The organism is Ferrovum myxofaciens (assembly GCF_013181415.1).
Lineage (GTDB): Bacteria > Pseudomonadota > Gammaproteobacteria > Burkholderiales > Ferrovaceae > Ferrovum > Ferrovum myxofaciens.
This window is the reverse complement of sequence record NZ_CP053676.1, coordinates 463,014-478,626: the sequence shown is the minus strand read 5'-3', so window position 1 is coordinate 478,626 and position 15,613 is coordinate 463,014. Positions and strand designations below refer to the sequence as shown.

At 57.2% G+C, this 15,613-nt stretch carries 24 protein-coding genes and 1 pseudogene; 6 read left to right on the top strand and 19 right to left on the bottom strand.

All coding sequences use genetic code 11. The annotated features are described in order from the left end of the window. Positions 1-131: 131 nt before the first annotated feature. The 7 genes from HO274_RS02290 to HO274_RS02260 all read right to left on the bottom strand — a co-directional run bounded on the left by HO274_RS02290 (position 132) and on the right by HO274_RS02260 (position 3,639). Positions 132-533: a DUF6362 family protein gene (locus tag HO274_RS02290; protein ID WP_273121063.1), complete on the bottom strand. Its 402-nt coding sequence runs from the start codon at positions 531-533 to the stop codon at positions 132-134. Beyond that, positions 526-729, bottom strand: a complete 204-nt coding sequence (locus tag HO274_RS02285) for a hypothetical protein (protein ID WP_273121061.1) — start codon at positions 727-729, stop codon at positions 526-528. Before HO274_RS02285 ends, HO274_RS02290 begins: the two co-directional genes overlap by 8 nt. 1 nt (position 730) lies before the next feature. Next, positions 731-1,180 (bottom strand): crossover junction endodeoxyribonuclease RuvC, encoded by a 450-nt coding sequence (locus tag HO274_RS02280; RefSeq protein ID WP_031597632.1) that lies wholly within the window; start codon positions 1,178-1,180, stop codon positions 731-733. Between the two features lie 302 nt (positions 1,181-1,482). Next, positions 1,483-1,746 carry a hypothetical protein gene (locus HO274_RS02275; protein WP_273121055.1) on the bottom strand — a complete coding sequence of 88 codons (264 nt, stop codon included), beginning with the start codon at positions 1,744-1,746 and terminating at the stop codon, positions 1,483-1,485. Between the two features lie 115 nt (positions 1,747-1,861). Beyond that, positions 1,862-2,125 carry a hypothetical protein gene (locus HO274_RS02270; RefSeq protein WP_273121057.1) on the bottom strand — a complete coding sequence of 88 codons (264 nt, stop codon included), beginning with the start codon at positions 2,123-2,125 and terminating at the stop codon, positions 1,862-1,864. Positions 2,126-2,240: 115 nt separating this feature from the next. Then, positions 2,241-2,504 carry a hypothetical protein gene (locus HO274_RS02265; RefSeq protein ID WP_273121055.1) on the bottom strand — a complete coding sequence of 88 codons (264 nt, stop codon included), beginning with the start codon at positions 2,502-2,504 and terminating at the stop codon, positions 2,241-2,243. 115 nt (positions 2,505-2,619) lie between these two features. Further along, entirely contained in the window at positions 2,620-3,639 is a 1,020-nt protein-coding gene (locus HO274_RS02260; protein ID WP_273122250.1) for a P-loop NTPase family protein, read from the bottom strand. Here HO274_RS02260 and HO274_RS02255 point away from each other — a divergent pair. From HO274_RS02255 to HO274_RS02235, 5 genes are all read left to right on the top strand, one after another. Beyond that, a complete protein-coding gene (locus tag HO274_RS02255) occupies positions 3,552-3,926 on the top strand; it encodes a hypothetical protein (RefSeq protein WP_273122337.1) in 375 nt (124 codons plus the stop codon). The genes HO274_RS02260 and HO274_RS02255 overlap by 88 nt on opposite strands. 148 nt (positions 3,927-4,074) lie before the next feature. Next, the gene (locus tag HO274_RS02250; RefSeq protein ID WP_273121052.1) at positions 4,075-4,290 is read left to right on the top strand and encodes a hypothetical protein; all 216 of its coding nucleotides are present in this window, start codon (positions 4,075-4,077) and stop codon (positions 4,288-4,290) included. After that, positions 4,287-4,790 (top strand): DUF2924 domain-containing protein, encoded by a 504-nt coding sequence (locus tag HO274_RS02245; RefSeq protein ID WP_273121049.1) that lies wholly within the window; start codon positions 4,287-4,289, stop codon positions 4,788-4,790. The genes HO274_RS02250 and HO274_RS02245 overlap by 4 nt, the downstream gene beginning before the upstream one ends. After that, on the top strand, positions 4,787-6,142 hold the full coding sequence (locus tag HO274_RS02240; protein ID WP_273121046.1) for a recombinase family protein: 1,356 nt from the start codon (positions 4,787-4,789) through the stop codon (positions 6,140-6,142). Before HO274_RS02245 ends, HO274_RS02240 begins: the two co-directional genes overlap by 4 nt. Continuing rightward, on the top strand, positions 6,139-6,573 hold the full coding sequence (locus HO274_RS02235; RefSeq protein WP_273121043.1) for a LacI family transcriptional regulator: 435 nt from the start codon (positions 6,139-6,141) through the stop codon (positions 6,571-6,573). The genes HO274_RS02240 and HO274_RS02235 overlap by 4 nt, the downstream gene beginning before the upstream one ends. A gap of 15 nt (positions 6,574-6,588) precedes the next feature. Here the strand turns inward: HO274_RS02235 and HO274_RS02230 are convergent, their stop codons facing one another. The 8 genes from HO274_RS02230 to merT all read right to left on the bottom strand — a co-directional run bounded on the left by HO274_RS02230 (position 6,589) and on the right by merT (position 11,043). After that, positions 6,589-7,284 carry a cytochrome c biogenesis CcdA family protein gene (locus tag HO274_RS02230; protein WP_273121040.1) on the bottom strand — a complete coding sequence of 232 codons (696 nt, stop codon included), beginning with the start codon at positions 7,282-7,284 and terminating at the stop codon, positions 6,589-6,591. After that, on the bottom strand, positions 7,284-7,550 hold the full coding sequence (locus tag HO274_RS02225; protein WP_273121037.1) for a thioredoxin family protein: 267 nt from the start codon (positions 7,548-7,550) through the stop codon (positions 7,284-7,286). The genes HO274_RS02230 and HO274_RS02225 overlap by 1 nt, the downstream gene beginning before the upstream one ends. Beyond that, on the bottom strand, positions 7,547-7,963 hold the full coding sequence (locus tag HO274_RS02220) for a heavy metal-responsive transcriptional regulator (protein WP_273121034.1): 417 nt from the start codon (positions 7,961-7,963) through the stop codon (positions 7,547-7,549). Before HO274_RS02220 ends, HO274_RS02225 begins: the two co-directional genes overlap by 4 nt. 128 nt (positions 7,964-8,091) lie before the next feature. Then, entirely contained in the window at positions 8,092-8,355 is a 264-nt protein-coding gene (locus HO274_RS02215; protein ID WP_273121031.1) for a thioredoxin family protein, read from the bottom strand. 127 nt (positions 8,356-8,482) lie between these two features. After that, positions 8,483-10,135: a mercury(II) reductase gene (gene merA / locus HO274_RS02210; protein WP_273121028.1), complete on the bottom strand. Its 1,653-nt coding sequence runs from the start codon at positions 10,133-10,135 to the stop codon at positions 8,483-8,485. Next, the gene (merF, locus tag HO274_RS02205) at positions 10,128-10,388 is read right to left on the bottom strand and encodes a mercury resistance system transport protein MerF (protein WP_273121025.1); all 261 of its coding nucleotides are present in this window, start codon (positions 10,386-10,388) and stop codon (positions 10,128-10,130) included. The genes merA and merF overlap by 8 nt, the downstream gene beginning before the upstream one ends. 3 nt (positions 10,389-10,391) lie before the next feature. After that, a complete protein-coding gene (gene merP, locus HO274_RS02200; RefSeq protein ID WP_273121022.1) occupies positions 10,392-10,670 on the bottom strand; it encodes a mercury resistance system periplasmic binding protein MerP in 279 nt (92 codons plus the stop codon). Positions 10,671-10,692: 22 nt separating this feature from the next. Continuing rightward, complete coding sequence (gene merT, locus HO274_RS02195) at positions 10,693-11,043, bottom strand: mercuric ion transporter MerT (protein WP_273121020.1); 351 nt, start codon at positions 11,041-11,043, stop codon at positions 10,693-10,695. Between the two features lie 71 nt (positions 11,044-11,114). On the opposite strand from merT, the pseudogene merR reads away from it, so the two are divergent. Further along, positions 11,115-11,525 (top strand): annotated as a pseudogene (gene merR, locus HO274_RS02190) (Hg(II)-responsive transcriptional regulator); the annotation flags it as partial. Positions 11,526-11,636: 111 nt separating this feature from the next. On the opposite strand, the gene HO274_RS02185 reads toward merR, so the two are convergent. The 4 genes from HO274_RS02185 to HO274_RS02170 all read right to left on the bottom strand — a co-directional run bounded on the left by HO274_RS02185 (position 11,637) and on the right by HO274_RS02170 (position 15,609). Then, a complete protein-coding gene (locus tag HO274_RS02185; RefSeq protein ID WP_273121017.1) occupies positions 11,637-12,614 on the bottom strand; it encodes an arsenic resistance protein in 978 nt (325 codons plus the stop codon). Beyond that, positions 12,614-13,234 carry an MFS transporter gene (locus HO274_RS02180; protein ID WP_273121014.1) on the bottom strand — a complete coding sequence of 207 codons (621 nt, stop codon included), beginning with the start codon at positions 13,232-13,234 and terminating at the stop codon, positions 12,614-12,616. Before HO274_RS02180 ends, HO274_RS02185 begins: the two co-directional genes overlap by 1 nt. Positions 13,235-13,394: 160 nt before the next feature. Continuing rightward, complete coding sequence (locus tag HO274_RS02175) at positions 13,395-14,738, bottom strand: putative transposase (RefSeq protein WP_273121011.1); 1,344 nt, start codon at positions 14,736-14,738, stop codon at positions 13,395-13,397. Continuing rightward, the gene (locus HO274_RS02170; RefSeq protein WP_273121007.1) at positions 14,704-15,609 is read right to left on the bottom strand and encodes a putative transposase; all 906 of its coding nucleotides are present in this window, start codon (positions 15,607-15,609) and stop codon (positions 14,704-14,706) included. Before HO274_RS02170 ends, HO274_RS02175 begins: the two co-directional genes overlap by 35 nt. Positions 15,610-15,613: the final 4 nt, after the last annotated feature.

Here is a 15,613-nt window from a genome sequence, read left to right as displayed (position 1 = left end):
GTTTGCATTGAAGGTGTTGCGAGTCGTAACTCTCGCAACCATAGCCAGAATCATATCAAATTTTCAGGAAAACGCGACACCCCCCAAAAGCCCTCCTTCCCTCATCCTTCCGCACCTCTGCGAATGAGTTTTCAGTTCCCCGCAACTTCGGTTAATTCCCCCTCGCACAATTTCTCAGTAATGGTGCCCATGGCTCTTGCCCAACGCCGCTGCGCAGTTCTCTCCGCACACCCGAACCGTTTGGCAATCTCACGCCACTGATAGCGTTCGGCCCGCATCCAGAGCAGTTTTCGTTCCTCCACTTCGAGCCACTGCACCCAGCCCATGACCTCCAACATCCGGTCGATCTCTGTTGGAGATGGCGTAAACCGCACCATCGGCACCTCCTCACAGGCCATGCGCTCAAACTCAGTGCGCACGAACTGCGGCCAGACATTGAAATATCCCTGGACTCGCACGGGAGGTAGTCGATGGGCCGTGCGCGCGGCTTCAACAAACCGACCAGTCACCGCTTCGGTATTCCAATCACTCATGGCGTTTCCCTCCATAGAGCCGATTGCCAAGGCGGCGGATGAACTCCCGTTCCACGAAGTCCAAGCGCGAGTCATCGCCGGACACCACCAGAATGTGCTGTTCCTGCCAGCCATCGCGTTTGGTGGTTTCCACATCCATGATTTCCGGCTGGCAACGACCCAGCGGGGACGGATAACGGTGAGGCGGGATCTTCATCTCACACCTCCTGGTCCATGGCCCAATGCAGCAACGCCAGGGCATCGGCTTCGTTGTCGTCAGTGACCGGATGCCCCTTGACCTGCATGGCGGCAATCACCTCGTCTTTGCCAGCATTGCCTTTTCCCGTGGCATGTTTCTTGATCGTGCCCACCGGCACCCCCTGGTAGGGGATGTCGTGGTGCTCGCACCAGGCCGTGAGCGTGGCCATCAATCCGCCATAGATGTGCGCGGCATCGACCCCGGCGTGCCTGCGCACCTCCTCGAAGTACACGGCATGAATGTCGCCAGTGATGGCCTTGATTTCGGTCAGCCAGCGCTTGAACCGGAGAAACCGCATTCCACCGCCTTCAAACCGATTCGGACGAAACGAGGTGTACCCGTGGGAGATTTGTCTTTCACGGTCACGCAGGGCCCAACCGGTGGTGGTACCCAGATCCAGAGCAAGCATGACCCTGCCATCTGACTCATCCAAAAACTCGGCGCAAACCTCCCTACGTAACGGAGAGGGTACTTCTGTTCCCTCTCCTACGTAGTAGGAGGGGTAATCTCTGCAAACTGCAAACTGGTCATAACACATTGATTCATAGATATTTTCAACCAGATTGCAGAGGGGTTTGCAAACTGTTTTTCTGCAAACTGCAAACTGGCCTAACTCATTGATTTGACTGAAAAGCAGTTTGCAACCAGTTTGCAGATTGCAGAAAACTGGAGCAGATTGCAGAACTTTTGCAAACTGGTTTTGTGGCGTATTCATGCGATATCACTCCCCTGGTTAATGTCCTCTTGATAGACCCACACCTTAGGGTTTTCCACCGGCATAGCGGTGCCTGATTGTGGGCATTTATAGTGGGTGGGCTGCACACTCAACTCGCGCATGGGGATCTCGCCAGTGTTCGGATTGGGGTCGCCACACCGGATGTGAAACACCATACCCTCGACGCAGAGATAGCCGAACTTGGTGCGCTCGCAAGGCGGCAGGTAGTTTGCAAGCAGATTGCAGAGGGTTTTCTGCAAACTGCAAACTGGCCTAACTCATTGATTTGAATGAAAAGCAGTTTGCAACCAGTTTGCAGATTGCAGAAAACTGGAGCAGATTGCAGAACTTTTGCAAACTGGTTTTGTGGCGTATTCATGCGATATCACTCCCCTGGTTAATGTCCTCTTGATAGACCCACACCTCAGGGTTTTCCACCGGCATAGCGGTGCCTGATTGTGGGCATTTATAGTGGGTGGGCTGCACACTCAACTCGCGCATGGGGATCTCGCCAGTATTTGGGTCGGAATCGCCATGACGAATGTGAAACACCATGCCCTCGACGCAGAGATAGCCGAACTTGGTGCGCTCGCAAGGCGGTAGGTAGTTTGCAAGCAGATTGCAGAGGGTTTTCTGCAATCTGCAAACTGGCCTAACTCATTGATTTGACTGAAAAGCAGTTTGCAACCAGTTTGCAGATTGCAGAAAACTGGAGCAGATTGCAGAACTTTTGCAAACTGGTTTTGTGGCGTATTCATGCGATATCACTCCCCTGGTTAATGTCCTCTTGATAGACCCACACCTTAGGGTTTTCCACCGGCATAGCGGTGCCTGATTGTGGGCATTTATAGTGGGTGGGCTGCACACTCAACTCGCGCATGGGGATCTCGCCAGTGTTCGGATTGGGGTCGCCACACCGGATGTGAAACACCATACCCTCGACGCAGAGATAGCCGAACTTGGTGCGCTCGCAAGGCGGCAGGTAGTTTGCAAGCAGATTGCAGAGGGTTTTCTGCAAACTGCAAACTGGCCTAACTCATTGATTTGAATGAAAAGCAGTTTGCAACCAGTTTGCAGATTGCAGAAAACTGGAGCAGATTGCAGAACTTTTGCAAACTGGTTTTGTGGCGTATTCATGCGATATCACTCCCCTGGTTAATGTCCTCTTGATAGACCCACACCTCAGGGTTTTCCACCGGCATAGCGGTGCCTGATTGTGGGCATTTATAGTGGGTGGGCTGCACACTCAACTCGCGCATGGGGATCTCGCCAGTGTTCGGATTGGGGTCGCCACACCGGATGTGAAACACCATACCCTCGACGCAGAGATAGCCGAACTTGGTGCGCTCGCAAGGAGGCAAGCCGTAGTCCTCGCCGTTGCGGAAATATTTGACATACCCATTGGTGGCCAGCACTGAGAGCCGATCATTAATGGTGCGGTTGGCTCCCAATCCGGCTTTGCCTTCAAATGCTTCAGCGAACTGGTTAGTGGTGTAACAGCGACCCTGGGCTGCTTCATCAAAGAGGATCTGCAGAATCACATCGCGCTTGCGCCGCCGCTCAGCATCAAGCCGTTCGCCATAATCCTTCCTGATCAAGCGTTCACTTGAGTTCACCTCCCGCCATTCCCCATTGATCTTATCCACAGCCTTGACTGGAAGACCGGGGCCATTGCGCAACTCGAACAGGAGTTGGCGGGTCGTTCGCGCTTCATCAGGTCGATATAGAAGCATTCCGCTGGAGTAGTAACCACGCAGGCTTCCTGCCCCGGCCAGCGCCTGGAACGGGTCTTCCTCAAATTGCTTCTTTCCGAGTTTGCGGGTGTGATGGGCCAGAATCACTCCTGCCTGCGGGTTGATGGAATCACGCAAACGCTCCACCCGCTGCGACAGGAAGAAAAGCATTGCCCCATTGTCATTTTCTCCACCAGCATCCCCTCCGTCGAAAACGTTGCGGATCGGATCGATGGCGATGATGTCCGGTAGCCCATCCATGAACGCGTTATTTACCGCCGGAATGATTTGTGCCAATCCCGCTTCGTCAAGGATCAATCGCAATTGGGGGGTTGCCACAAAGTTGGCGCGCGCCTCAAACAGACGGCTGGCAGGGAGAACAACTGATTTCGCGCGTTCTCTCAAATAGTGGTACTGCACCTCGGCTTGCAGATAAAACACTCGCAAAGGGCGAGGAGGGCACCGAGAGCCAACCTGACTTCGCTGTCGCTGCAGGGCTTGCGTCGCTGCGTTGGCTTGCACGCGGTCACGGCTATGACATCACCGGCCTTGATGTGCTCGATGCTTACTCGGCGGTAATGCTTGCTGCCGAAAAAGCCGGACTGGATGCACAACAGGTCAAGGCGCAGATCGTTGATTTGCTGTCCAGCGCCCCGACTGGCAAACAGTTTCTGAAAACCGTCTTGGCCCATCACTTGATGCACTGATTTGTTCATGGATTTTGTGCTGACGGCACCACGTTTTTGCAGTAGACCGCACCAAACCGCACTAACCCGAAATTCCCTCATGGTGTCGGTGACCATCTTTCAGGACAATGACGTTTCAAGCGAGTTGCTCTGAAAGGACTGGTCACCAATGAATGAAATAAACTATCATCCCCCTGAACTCATGTCTCCCGATCAGCGTCTGGCAGAACTCGCGTTCCTACTGGCCAAGGGGCTGGTACGGTTGCGGATGGCACCTGTTGCGAAGACTGCAAAGATCATCGGAGAGGGCAAGTTTTTACTTGGCTTTAGTGGCCACCAGAGCGTTCATACAGATACCGTCAACAACGAAGAAACGGAGTCATGATGAATGCAACCCCCAACCATTACACTACTCCCGCATCTGTGACCGCCCAGATTGCCGGGTTGCCAGATTTGCAAATGGCCGAGATCAGATCTCTCTGGAAGGAATTGTTCCGATCAGATACGCCTATCTATAACCGCCAGTATCTGGAACGGCGCATTGCCTACCGGCTGCAGGAGATCGAGTTCCGGAAAGTTGATCGTAACCTGATGGACCGGAATGACCGCCGCATCAAAACCATCCTGGAAACCGGCCAGAACAAAAAGCGCGATCGCGATCACAGACCGGTCGCTGGTACGATGTTGACTCGAGAATATAAGGGGATTATTCACAGAATCGTGGTAACCCCCGATGGCCAATATGATTTTCAGGGGCGTATGTACCCAAGCCTCTCCATGATTGCCCGGGAGATCACTGGGACACGGTGGTCTGGTCCATTGTTCTTTGGGCTCAAACCGCCAGCCACATCCAAGGCCACCTCTAAGAAAGGAGGTCGTCTATGAGCGAAGTTCTGAAGCGCCGTATCCGCTGTGCGGTCTATACGCGCAAATCTACTGATGAGGGGCTCGACCAGGAATACAATTCGATTGATGCCCAGAGGGACGCCGGTCATGCGTACATCGCCAGCCAACGTGCAGAGGGCTGGATTTCGGTGGCAGACGATTACGATGATCCGGCATTTTCCGGCGGTAATATGGAACGGCCTGCGCTCAAGCGTCTGATGGCGGATATCGAGGCTGGAAAGATCGATGTGATCGTGATCTACAAGATCGACCGCCTGACGCGCAGTTTGGCTGACTTTTCCAAGATGGTCGAGGTGTTCGAACGCTATGACGTGTCTTTCGTTTCAGTCACTCAGCAATTCAACACCACCACCTCAATGGGTCGGTTGATGCTGAATATCCTGCTCTCCTTCGCCCAGTTCGAGCGAGAGGTGACGGGCGAGCGTATCCGCGACAAGATCGCGGCCAGCAAGCGCAAGGGCATGTGGATGGGTGGCGTGCCGCCGATCGGCTACGATGTCGAGAACCGGCGACTGGTGCCCAACGAACGCGAGGGCAAAATTGTCCGCCATATTTTCCAACGCTTCGTCGAACTCGGTTCCTCGACCTTGCTGGTGAAGGAATTGCGTCTTGACGGGGTGACCTCAAAGGCCTGGACCACGCAGGACGGCAAGGTCAGGGAAGGCAAGCCGATCGATAAGAGCCTGATCTACAAGATGCTCGGCAATCGAACCTACCTTGGGGAACTGCGCCACAAGGAGCAGTGGTACCCAGCCGAGCATCCGCCCATCATTGACCGCGAACTGTGGGACAACGTCCACGCAATCCTGGCTACCAATGGCAGGGTGCGCGGCAATGCCACGCGGGCGACCGTGCCATATCTGCTCAAGGGCATCGTTTTCGGCAACGATGGCCGCGCGCTGTCACCCTGGTACACCACGAAAAAGAATGGCCGTCGGTATCGATACTATGTGCCGCAACGGGATGCCAAGGAGCACGCTGGTGCGTCAGGTCTGCCGCGCCTGCCAGCCGCAGAACTCGAATCGGCGGTACTGGAGCAGTTGCGGACGGTCCTGCGCGCCCCGGAACTCTTGCGTGAGATGTTGCCGCAGGCGATAAAACTCGACCCCACCCTGGACGAAGCCAAAATTACCGTGGCCATGACCAGACTCGACGTGATTTGGGACCAGCTTTTCCCGGCTGAACAATCCAGGATCGTCAGACTTTTGGTGGAGAAAGTCATCGTATCGCCCAGTGACCTCGAGGTGCGGCTGCGCGCCAATGGCATCGAGCGTCTGGTGCTTGAACTGCAACCGGCGGACATTCCCCGGCCCGAAGAGGCATTGGCATGAGCGAGACCCGCATCCAGAAGACGGGCAAACCTGGAGTCATTGAGGCCAGTGATGGCCGATTGACGTTGTCGGTGCCAATCCAGATCAAGCGACGTAGCGGGCGCAAACTGGTCACGCTGCCCAATGGCGAGACAGTCAAGGTGAGGCCATGGGACACTGCAACAACGCCGCTGCAACTGGCGCTGGCCAGAGGTCATCGCTGGCAGTCCATGCTCGAATCCGGCGAAGTAAAAACTATGCGGGAATTGGCTATCCGTGAGGGCGTGGATAACAGTTACGTCAGCCGGATGATCAATTTGACGCTGTTGCCGCCGTGGACAGTTGCGGCCATCCTGGACGATGCCTTGCCGGGCCACATTACGCTGTTTGATCTGGCGGTCGATCCGCCGGTGCTGTGGGAGGAGCAGCGAATTCAGGTGGACTCATTTTGATGGCTATCCAGATGGTTACGCTGCCAAGTTGGGTACGACAAAGAAATAGGTGTTGAGCAGGTACAAACCGGACAAAATCAACAGAATCCCACCGATGATTTCAAAGGCCTGATGGAATCGGCGCAGTGCCGACAGGTTTTCCAGCCAACCAACGGTCATTGCCCCAAGCAGGATCGGAATCGACCTGCCCACTGAGAACGCCAGCAACAGCATCGCGCCGAAACCGGGGGAGCCGATGCCAGCCACAACGCCAAGCAGGACGACTAATGCTGGCGTGCAAACCGGGCATATCGCCACCGAAAATGGCACACCCAGCGCAAAAGCGCCCCAGGCCCCCGTCGCTGGCCGCGCACGAAATTTCAATGCAGGAAGCGGCAGACGCAACCAGCCCGGCCAGATCAGGCCCAGCGCGATCAGCAGTGGGCCCAGTACCAACCCCCATGTACGCCCAAACAGGCGTTGGCCCCAGCTGCCGCCCATGCTGGCGGCAAGTCCCAAGACAACGTGGGTGACGATCATACCAAGGACAAAAAGGCTGCCGTAGAACTTTGCCTGGCGTGGCGAGCGTGATGTCGTCACATAGGCAAGCGAAACGGGAATCGCCGCCAGCGCCACTGGGTTAAAGCTGAAAACCAGGCCTGTCAGGAAACCAACCCAGAGGGCGCCAGGCCCGACCTCTGCCACCATCTGGCGGAGTACTTCGGCATCCATCAGCAAGTTACCAGGCGGCTGAGCTCCGTCTTGAACTGTTTGGGGGTCGGTAAAGACGAAAACTTCAACCGGCCGTTGATGGCGATGGCCGGTATGCTCAGCACCCCCAGCGACACTGCATAGTCAAGCGCCTCGAGCACATTGATTTCGCGCCAGGCGATGTTGTTTTCGCCAAGCAAGGAAACCGCGATGGCGCGCAGATCGACCTGGGCGTCTGCACGCTTCCTGCACCCCGGCGCGGCAATGATTTCGATGGTGACGATCACCCCGACACCTCATGCAAACTGTTCTCCAGCGCAGACAGGATGGGGCAGTCATCAATCGCGGTCTTGCCTCCCGCACAGTCCTGTATCAGCACATCAAGGACGCGCGACATGGCCTGCAGGGCACGAAGTTTGTGTTCGATGACCAACTTCTTCTCAATGGCCAGACTGCGCACATCCTCGCAGCAGGCGTTGGCGCTGTGCTTGAGCGTCAGCAGTTCGTGAATGTCGGACAGCGTAAACCCGCACCATTGGGCCTGTTTGATGAAGCTGATGCGGCGCACGGCTTCATCGTTGTACAGCCGGTAGCCTGCAGCGGTTTTCGATGCCGGCGCGATGAGATGTTCTTTTTCGTAGTAGCGCAGCGTGTCAGGGCTGACCCCTGCCAGCGTGGCTACCTTGCCGATGGTATACATGAAGGTATCCTCCAAGTCTCAGGCACCAGTGTAAACCTTTGAGCCGACACCAAGGTCAAGCGTTCATTCAAAGAACTTGATGGAACGACATCCAGCAAGAAGCCGTAACCCCTCGCCGGGTGTAGAGACTAGGCCTGACCAAGGCCAGCGGCACGCAGCGACTGTTCTTCGACACCTCCCCCCGAACAGCAGGAAACCAGCCGACCGTCTATGACCACCGCAGGGGCCGAGCGAACGCCCAGATCATGGGCGCGTTTTGCCACTATGATGTCATTCATGTCGAGGATCGAGACCTCGCAGGAACCGCAGGCGAGGCGATTGACGAGTTCGATGGCCGTTTGGCAGGCGGGGCAGCCTGCGCTGAAGATTTCGACTTTGCGTTGGGACGTCATGGTATTTCTCCAAAAGAGTTGGGTTAAGGTGCGCAAAATCAGATGGCCCGAAAAGGCCATCCTCTCTCACACAACCTTACGGTAGCCCCTGGACCTGACTCCAGAGTCAAGGATTATTTGAGAGTCTCTATCCGGCGCAGCAGGATAGTTGCTTCACGTCCTTGTTGAAGGTCTGTGCTGCAAGTTTCAATCCCTCCACCATCGTCAGGTACGGGAACAACTGGTCGGCCAATTCCTGCACCGTCATGCGGTTGCGAATCGCCAGCGCGGCCGTCTGGATCAGTTCGCCCGCTTCCGGGGCGACTGCCTGTACACCAATGAGCCGCCGACTGCCTTCCTCAATGACCAACTTTATAAAGCCATGTGTGTCGAAGTTGGCGAGCGCCCGCGGCACGTTGTCGAGCGTGAGCATGCGGCTGTCGGTTTCGATGCCCTTCAAGTGTGCCTCCGTTTCGCTGTAACCCACGGTCGCCACTTGCGGATCGGTGAACACCACCGCTGGCATTGCGGTCAAGTCCAGGGCCGCGTTGCCGCCGGTCATATTGATGGCGGCACGGGTGCCGCCCGCTGCCGCCACATAGACGAACTGCGGCTGGTCGGTGCAGTCACCAGCGGCATAGATGTTCGGAGCGTTGGTGCGCATGCATTTGTCAATGACGATGGCACCCTGTTTGTTGACGGCGATTCCTGCCGCATCAAGTCTGATATCGCGTGTATTCGGTGTCCGGCCGGTAGCGATCAGCAGTTTGTCGGCACGCAGTTCCCCTTGCGCTGTGGTCAGCACGAATTCGCCGTCCACATGGGCGACCTGGCTTGCTTGCGTGTGTTCCAGTACCTTGATGCCTTCGGCACGGAAAGCGGTTGTGACCGCCTCGCCGATGGCCGGGTCCTCGCGGAAGAACAGCGTGCTGCGCGCCAGGATCGTCACTTGGCTGCCCAGCCGGGCGAAGGCTTGCGCCAGTTCGACTGCCACCACTGAGGAACCGATCACGGACAGTCGTTCGGGAATGGTGTCGCTGACCAACGCTTCGGTGGAAGTCCAATACGGCGTGTCCTTCAAGCCGGGAATCGGCGGCACGGCCGGGCTCGCGCCAGTGGCGATCAGGCAGCGGTCGAACGCCACCCTGCGCTCGCTGCCATCGTTGAGTTGTACGACCAAGTTGCGATTGTCTTTGAAGCGGGCTGCGCCGTGCAGCACGGTGATACTGGGATTGCTCTCCAAAATGCCTTCGTACTTGGCGTGGCGCAGTTCATCGACGCGGGCCTGCTGTTGGGCCAGCAGCCGCTCGCGCAAGATCATCGGCGGTGCCGGCGGCATGCCGCCATCGAACGGGCTTTCGCGGCGCAGATGTGCCACGTGAGCGGCGCGGATCATAATCTTGGACGGCACGCAGCCGATATTGACGCAGGTGCCGCCGATGGTGCCACGCTCAATCAGCGTGACGCGCGCACCGCGCTCGACCGCCTTCAGCGCTGCCGCCATCGCCGCGCCACCGCTGCCGATCACGGCGATGTGGAGCCTGCCTCCATCCTCGCCAAGCAATCTGCTACCTGCCGGAGCCACGTGCGCATCGACGAGCGTGGCCAGATATCCGAGCCCAGCCACGGCGGCGGTCAACGCGTCCAGCGACGTGCTGGCCTCGGTGGTGAGCCTGGCGCTGCCCTTGGCATAGGACACTTCCGCCGAGTGCACGCCGGGGACTTTCTCCAGTGCTGCCTTGACGTGAACGGCGCATGAGTCGCAGGTCATGCCAGTGATTTTCAGTACGTGGCTACTCATTTGATATTCCCTTCTTCTGGCTCTGTTTGGCTTCAACGGCGCAGCAGACAGCTTCCGCCCGCCGGTGATACAACGCGTAGATCGTGATGCCAACGAAAACGACAAGGGCAGGCATCAGCACATAATCCAGCCACCCAGCCCAAGCGGACAAGCCCAGGGCACCGAGCAGGATCACGAGAATTGGTGTCGAGCAGCACAATACGGCAATCACAGAACCTGCAACGCCAGTCTTGATCAATGTCCGGTTATCCATGGGTCACCTCTTGATGTCGGATGGATACCCCGCATCGGCAGTCGCCTTGGTCAGGGACTGGACGGTGGTTTTTGCATCATCGAAGGTGACAACGGCCTCACGCTTCTCGAGACTCACGTCGATCTTGCTCACACCATCGATTCTGGAGAGCGCCTTCTTGACCGTAATTGGGCATGTGGCGCAATGCATGCTGGGGACAGCCAGCGTGACGGTCTGGAGGGCAGCCCAGGTGGGTGCACTGACGCTCAGGGCTAAGGCAAGGGCGGTAATAAATTTTTTCATGGTCAAACCTCCATATAGTGAATTAGTAGAACAACGGCGCAACATAGGGAAAGGCCAACGCAATCAGCGCCAACATCGCAACAACCCAGAAAACGAGCTTGTAGGTAGCGCGCACCTGCGGAATCGCGCAGACCTCGCCCGGTTTGCAATTTCGTACTGGACGAAAAATGCGTCGCCAGGCAAAGAACAGGGCCATTATCGCCACGCCGATGAAAAGCGGGCGGTAAGGTTCCAGTACCTTTAAGTTACCGATCCAGGCACCAGAAAAGCCCACGGTGACCAAGACCAGAGGTCCCAAGCAGCAGGTGGAAGCCAGGATTGCGGCAAGTCCACCGGCGAAGAGGGCACCGCGCCCGTTTCGTGGTTGTGACATAGTCTTGTCCTTTCAAATCTGAACTGGATGGTGTAACTTTACTTCCGTAGTCGTGTACGGAGTCAAGTGATATGGAAAACAATTTGAAGAATCTGACTATCGGTGCTTTCGCCCGCGCCGCCGGGGTCAACGTGGAGACGATCCGCTTCTATCAGCGCAAGGGCTTACTGCCTGAGCCGGACAAGCCTTACGGCAGCATTCGCCGCTATGGCGGCCCGGATGTAGTTCGGGTGAAATTCGTGAAGTCGGCGCAGCGTCTGGGTTTTAGCCTGGACGAGGTTATGGAATTGCTCAAGCTCGAGGATGGGGCGCACTGCGATGATGTGCGCGAGCAAGCGGAAAGGAAACTGGCGGATGTGCGAATCAAGCTTGCCGACTTGCGCCGGATCGAGCAGGTACTCGCAGAGCTTGTCGAGCGTTGTTGCGCAGCGACAGGTCAGGTTCGCTGCCCACTGATCGATGCCCTGCGCGACTCATCGGAGGTGCCCAGCGTCCAGCGTCCAGCATCCAGCCTGATCGATGCCCTGCGCGACTCATCGGAGGTGCCCAGCGTCCAGCGTCCAGCATCCAGCCTGATCGATGCCCTGCGCGACTCATCGGCTTGACTTCGTCGATGATCTGAACAGATAACGCGGCAGCCACCACAGGTAGAACACCATTCCGAATAACTCGACCAGCGACTGGAACACGATCACCACGACGGTCGTCTCCCAGCCTGCAGGTAGCGCGAGCGCGAACGGCAGCACGACGAATGAGTTGCGGGTGCCGAGACTGAAGGCCAGCGTGCGCCCGCCATCCACCGGCAGTCGCAGCCAGCGTGCAAGGCCGCGTGCCAGCAGTGCCACCACCAGCAGGAACCCAACGAACACCGGCAGCACCGTCAGCAGCACGGACCCCGCATCAAGCACCGTGCCGACCTGCGCGCCGGCGATCAGGAAGACCACCACGGCCAGCAAGGGCACCGGCCACCAGCCAAGGCGCTCGCGCCAGACGGTTCGTTCTGGTCGGGCCTCGATCCAACGCTCGGTGAGTGCGGCAGTCACAAGTGGCAATCCGATCAGCACCAGCGCGGCGGGCAGCATTTCTTCAGTCTTGAGTGCGGCACTGAAATCAGCCGCCGGCAGCATCAGCCACAAGTAGGCCGGCAAGAGCAGCAGTTGCAGCAGCAGGTTGATCGGCGTCACGGCGATCGCGCGTGCAGTGCTGCCGCGCCCGAGCTGGGTGAAGGTGATGAACCAGTCGGTGCAGGGCGCCAGCAACACCAGCAGCACGCCCAGTCGCAGGGCCGGATCGTCAGGTAGCCACTGAAGCGCCAGCCACACAAGCAGCGGGATAAGGACGAAGTTGCCGAGCAGGACCGCGAGGACGAAGCGGCCATCGCGGAAGGCATCGCGCACATGCAGCAGCGGCACCTGCACGAAGGTGGCGTAAAGCAGCGCCGCCAGCACCGGCCACAACAGGGCCTCGAAGCGCGGCCCGAGTCCGGGCGCAAGGGTACCCAGCCACAGACCGCTCATGATGGCGGCCAGGTAGATCCAGACCTGGCGGCGCTCCAGGCTCAGGCGCTCCATCAGGCGCGCACCCGCGGCAGGGCGAATGTGCCCGCCAGCATGAATCCTGCGGTCAGCGCAAATGCCAGCACCGGCGAGACCGCTGTCCACACCACGCCGATGCTGGCGGTGGAAAGGAATTTGGCCACGCCGTTGATCGTACCCAGTGCGCCGATGCTCATAATCATCGTTTCGGTGGGCACCATGTTGGCGGAGACAGTGGATTCCAGCGCCTCCTGCACCGCCACATACAGCCCGGCGATGAAGAAAATTCCGGCCAGCAGCGCGACACGGTCCACCTCCCACCAGAATGCCGGCGCGGTCAGCGCCTGTCCCAGCGAGGTAAGACCGTAGCCGACCAGCACCAAAAGCTTGCGATGGCCGAGCTTGTCGGCGACGTAGCCCGATGCCATCTTGGTGAAGCTCGCCACCGCATCGGCGATGCCCTTGATGAGCCCGAGTGCAGCGGCCGGAATACCCAGCACGGCCAGAAAACCAGGCAGGATCACGGTGGTGGTTTCGTAGCAGAAGTCACCGAGCGCGCCGGTGATCCCAGCACCGGCGACGGTGCGGTTCATCCATCCGCGGGGCTGGGCCGAGAAGTCATTCGCGGTGATTTCTGACCGATCCTTCGCTGTCATCGCAGTGCTTCATCGCCTCTTTTTTCGATCATTTTCGCACATTCTCCACTCTCCGAATCGGGGCGGGTTCCTCCGCCTACCGATTCTGCAATAAAACCCGCTTGATTCGTCCGCGCGTAACTTCAGACTTCCTGATCTAGCAGGATGTGAGTTTGGCACCTCATGCCAATTTGTAAATCATTCTTGCACCTGATTCGGGATGACAAAAAGCGAGCCGCGTTAATTCTTCAAGGAGGCTCGCAATCGCCTTGTCATGAGCAGGATTTGCCATCCGATGAATTTTGATGGTCAGTGTCTGTGCGGCATCATCAGGCTCAATGTCACCAGAAGACACGAATAACTCCCGCACCAGCGCTCGCGCTTCGTCTTCCTTTTTCAAGTGACGTCGCAATATCGCCACCAAGGCGGTCTCAGCGCGGTAGGCGATCATCTTTACCACATCGGTCAGCATTTTATTCAACGGCAACAACTGAGTTACTCTCAACTCCTCGGGCAAACTGTCCAGCGTTACTTTTCGGGGCATATCCCGTCGCTCGGCACGAAATCGTGCCAGTTCAATCTGCACGGTCTGAAGTGCTTCGACGGATTCGGCTTTTTTCTGAATATCCACGCTGTCCATCAGGGTGTGTCTGGTCAGTTCTGCCTGAAGTTTCCTCTCGGCTTGATGTGCTTTTTTGACCTGTTTGTCGAGTTCGCGCCATGTGGGGTTGATAGTCAATAAGGTGCCAGGAAGACTTTCCGCGCCATACTCAACAAGTCCATCAATATCATAGTGTTCCATCATGTAGCCGAAGAAGTTTTCCTGGCACCACCGGGAGAACATACGGCCCGCAATGACCCCATTTCCCAGATGCTGCGCGCTGGTGATGATGGCCGTCTGATGCCCCGTCAAGGTCAGACGACGCACTTCGGTGACCGGCATTGAGTCCTTGCCTGAAACCAGCCGGGTTTCCCGCATGGCCAGTTTCATTCGCGTACTGCCACCGCCAGGCTGAGGAACCTCCTGTTCAATAAATTCATCTTCCGGCCACACCTCTTTGACATTCTTGCGATAACTCAGCGCGCCAATGCGCTGCTTCCAGAGTTCAGAGAACAGACTGTACGTAGCACCTTCCCGATCAAACACCATGACGAAACGGTGCAAACGCAGATCCTGACTCAACGCCTCCATGGTTGGTTGTCCGGGAACGCTGATTAACAGTTCGGGTACGATGTCTTTAATCAGGCAATCCGCCATCCCCTCATTGAGGACCTTCGATACGACAAAGAAGGGGCGACCCAACGCATCGTTTACCCAGTAATCGCTGGTGCCACGCAGGCACAGTTTCTCGCGTGAGACGAATCGGCGCGGTAGATTAGCCAGATCACCGTGGTATACCCGCACATGACCATCGACATAAAGGTAGCCCGCTTCATCAGGATCGTTCTCCATCCAACTCTTGCTCAGTTCCTTCATCCAGGCTTGCGGATTACCTGTGCGAGCCATCGTGGCAATCTTTTTCACGCAGGGTACGCACTTCCGGCACACGATCCAGTCCGATGACTTTACCAAACTCCCCCGGTGGAATGTGACGCAATCCTTCCGGACGGCGTATCCGGGCAAGCGCCATGAAGCCCAGTGTCAGCAGAATATGCAAAACACTATAAAACCCTTTCGGCAACTTGAGATGACGATCTATCCCGCTGAGTAAGCCGTTCGCGCACAGTGCAGGCAAGGCCGTCAAAAGCCCCGCCATCTGAACATCATGACCCACCTCGAATCGAGCGCTTGCAGAGCCGGCCAAGCCCATGGCTGCGGCAACACGTTCATCGGCTCGCGTGCAGGCCGTACCCATTGCGCTGGCAGCCTCCGCATCGATACGGCTGCGCTCACTTTTGCTGACAACTACAGGCTTGGTCAGACCTTCATCCAGCACGCAGGGCAACTGTGGAATCGCATTGCGCTTCAGCGCCTTGCGCAAGGTCGACTCATTGATCCCTGCCCGTCTGGCAACTTCCGATGGATGAATACCGTCTGCAAGAATCCTTGCGCATTCTGCAATTTTATCCGGGGTGATCACGCGTGGCGCAGCACGACCGATTGTGCGATAAAACGAGCAAGGACCGTCCTGCCGGTACTGTTTCGTCCAATTCATCAGGGTGCGGTGTGGAATCAGCAAGGGCGATCCTTCAAGGTCGCGCGCTCGAACGTGACCGTTTGCCATCAGGCTCGTCAGTGCAAAACGTCTGCTTTGCTCATCTCCTGCCGGGTGTGAAAAATAATTATCACCACCCACAAAATATGTCACTTGATCCTCTTTGGTCAGGATGCTCAGTGAAGTTCCGATTTTATCTGCACCATCAGGAAAGCCGGGAAGAAGTGATTGCTTGAACATATCA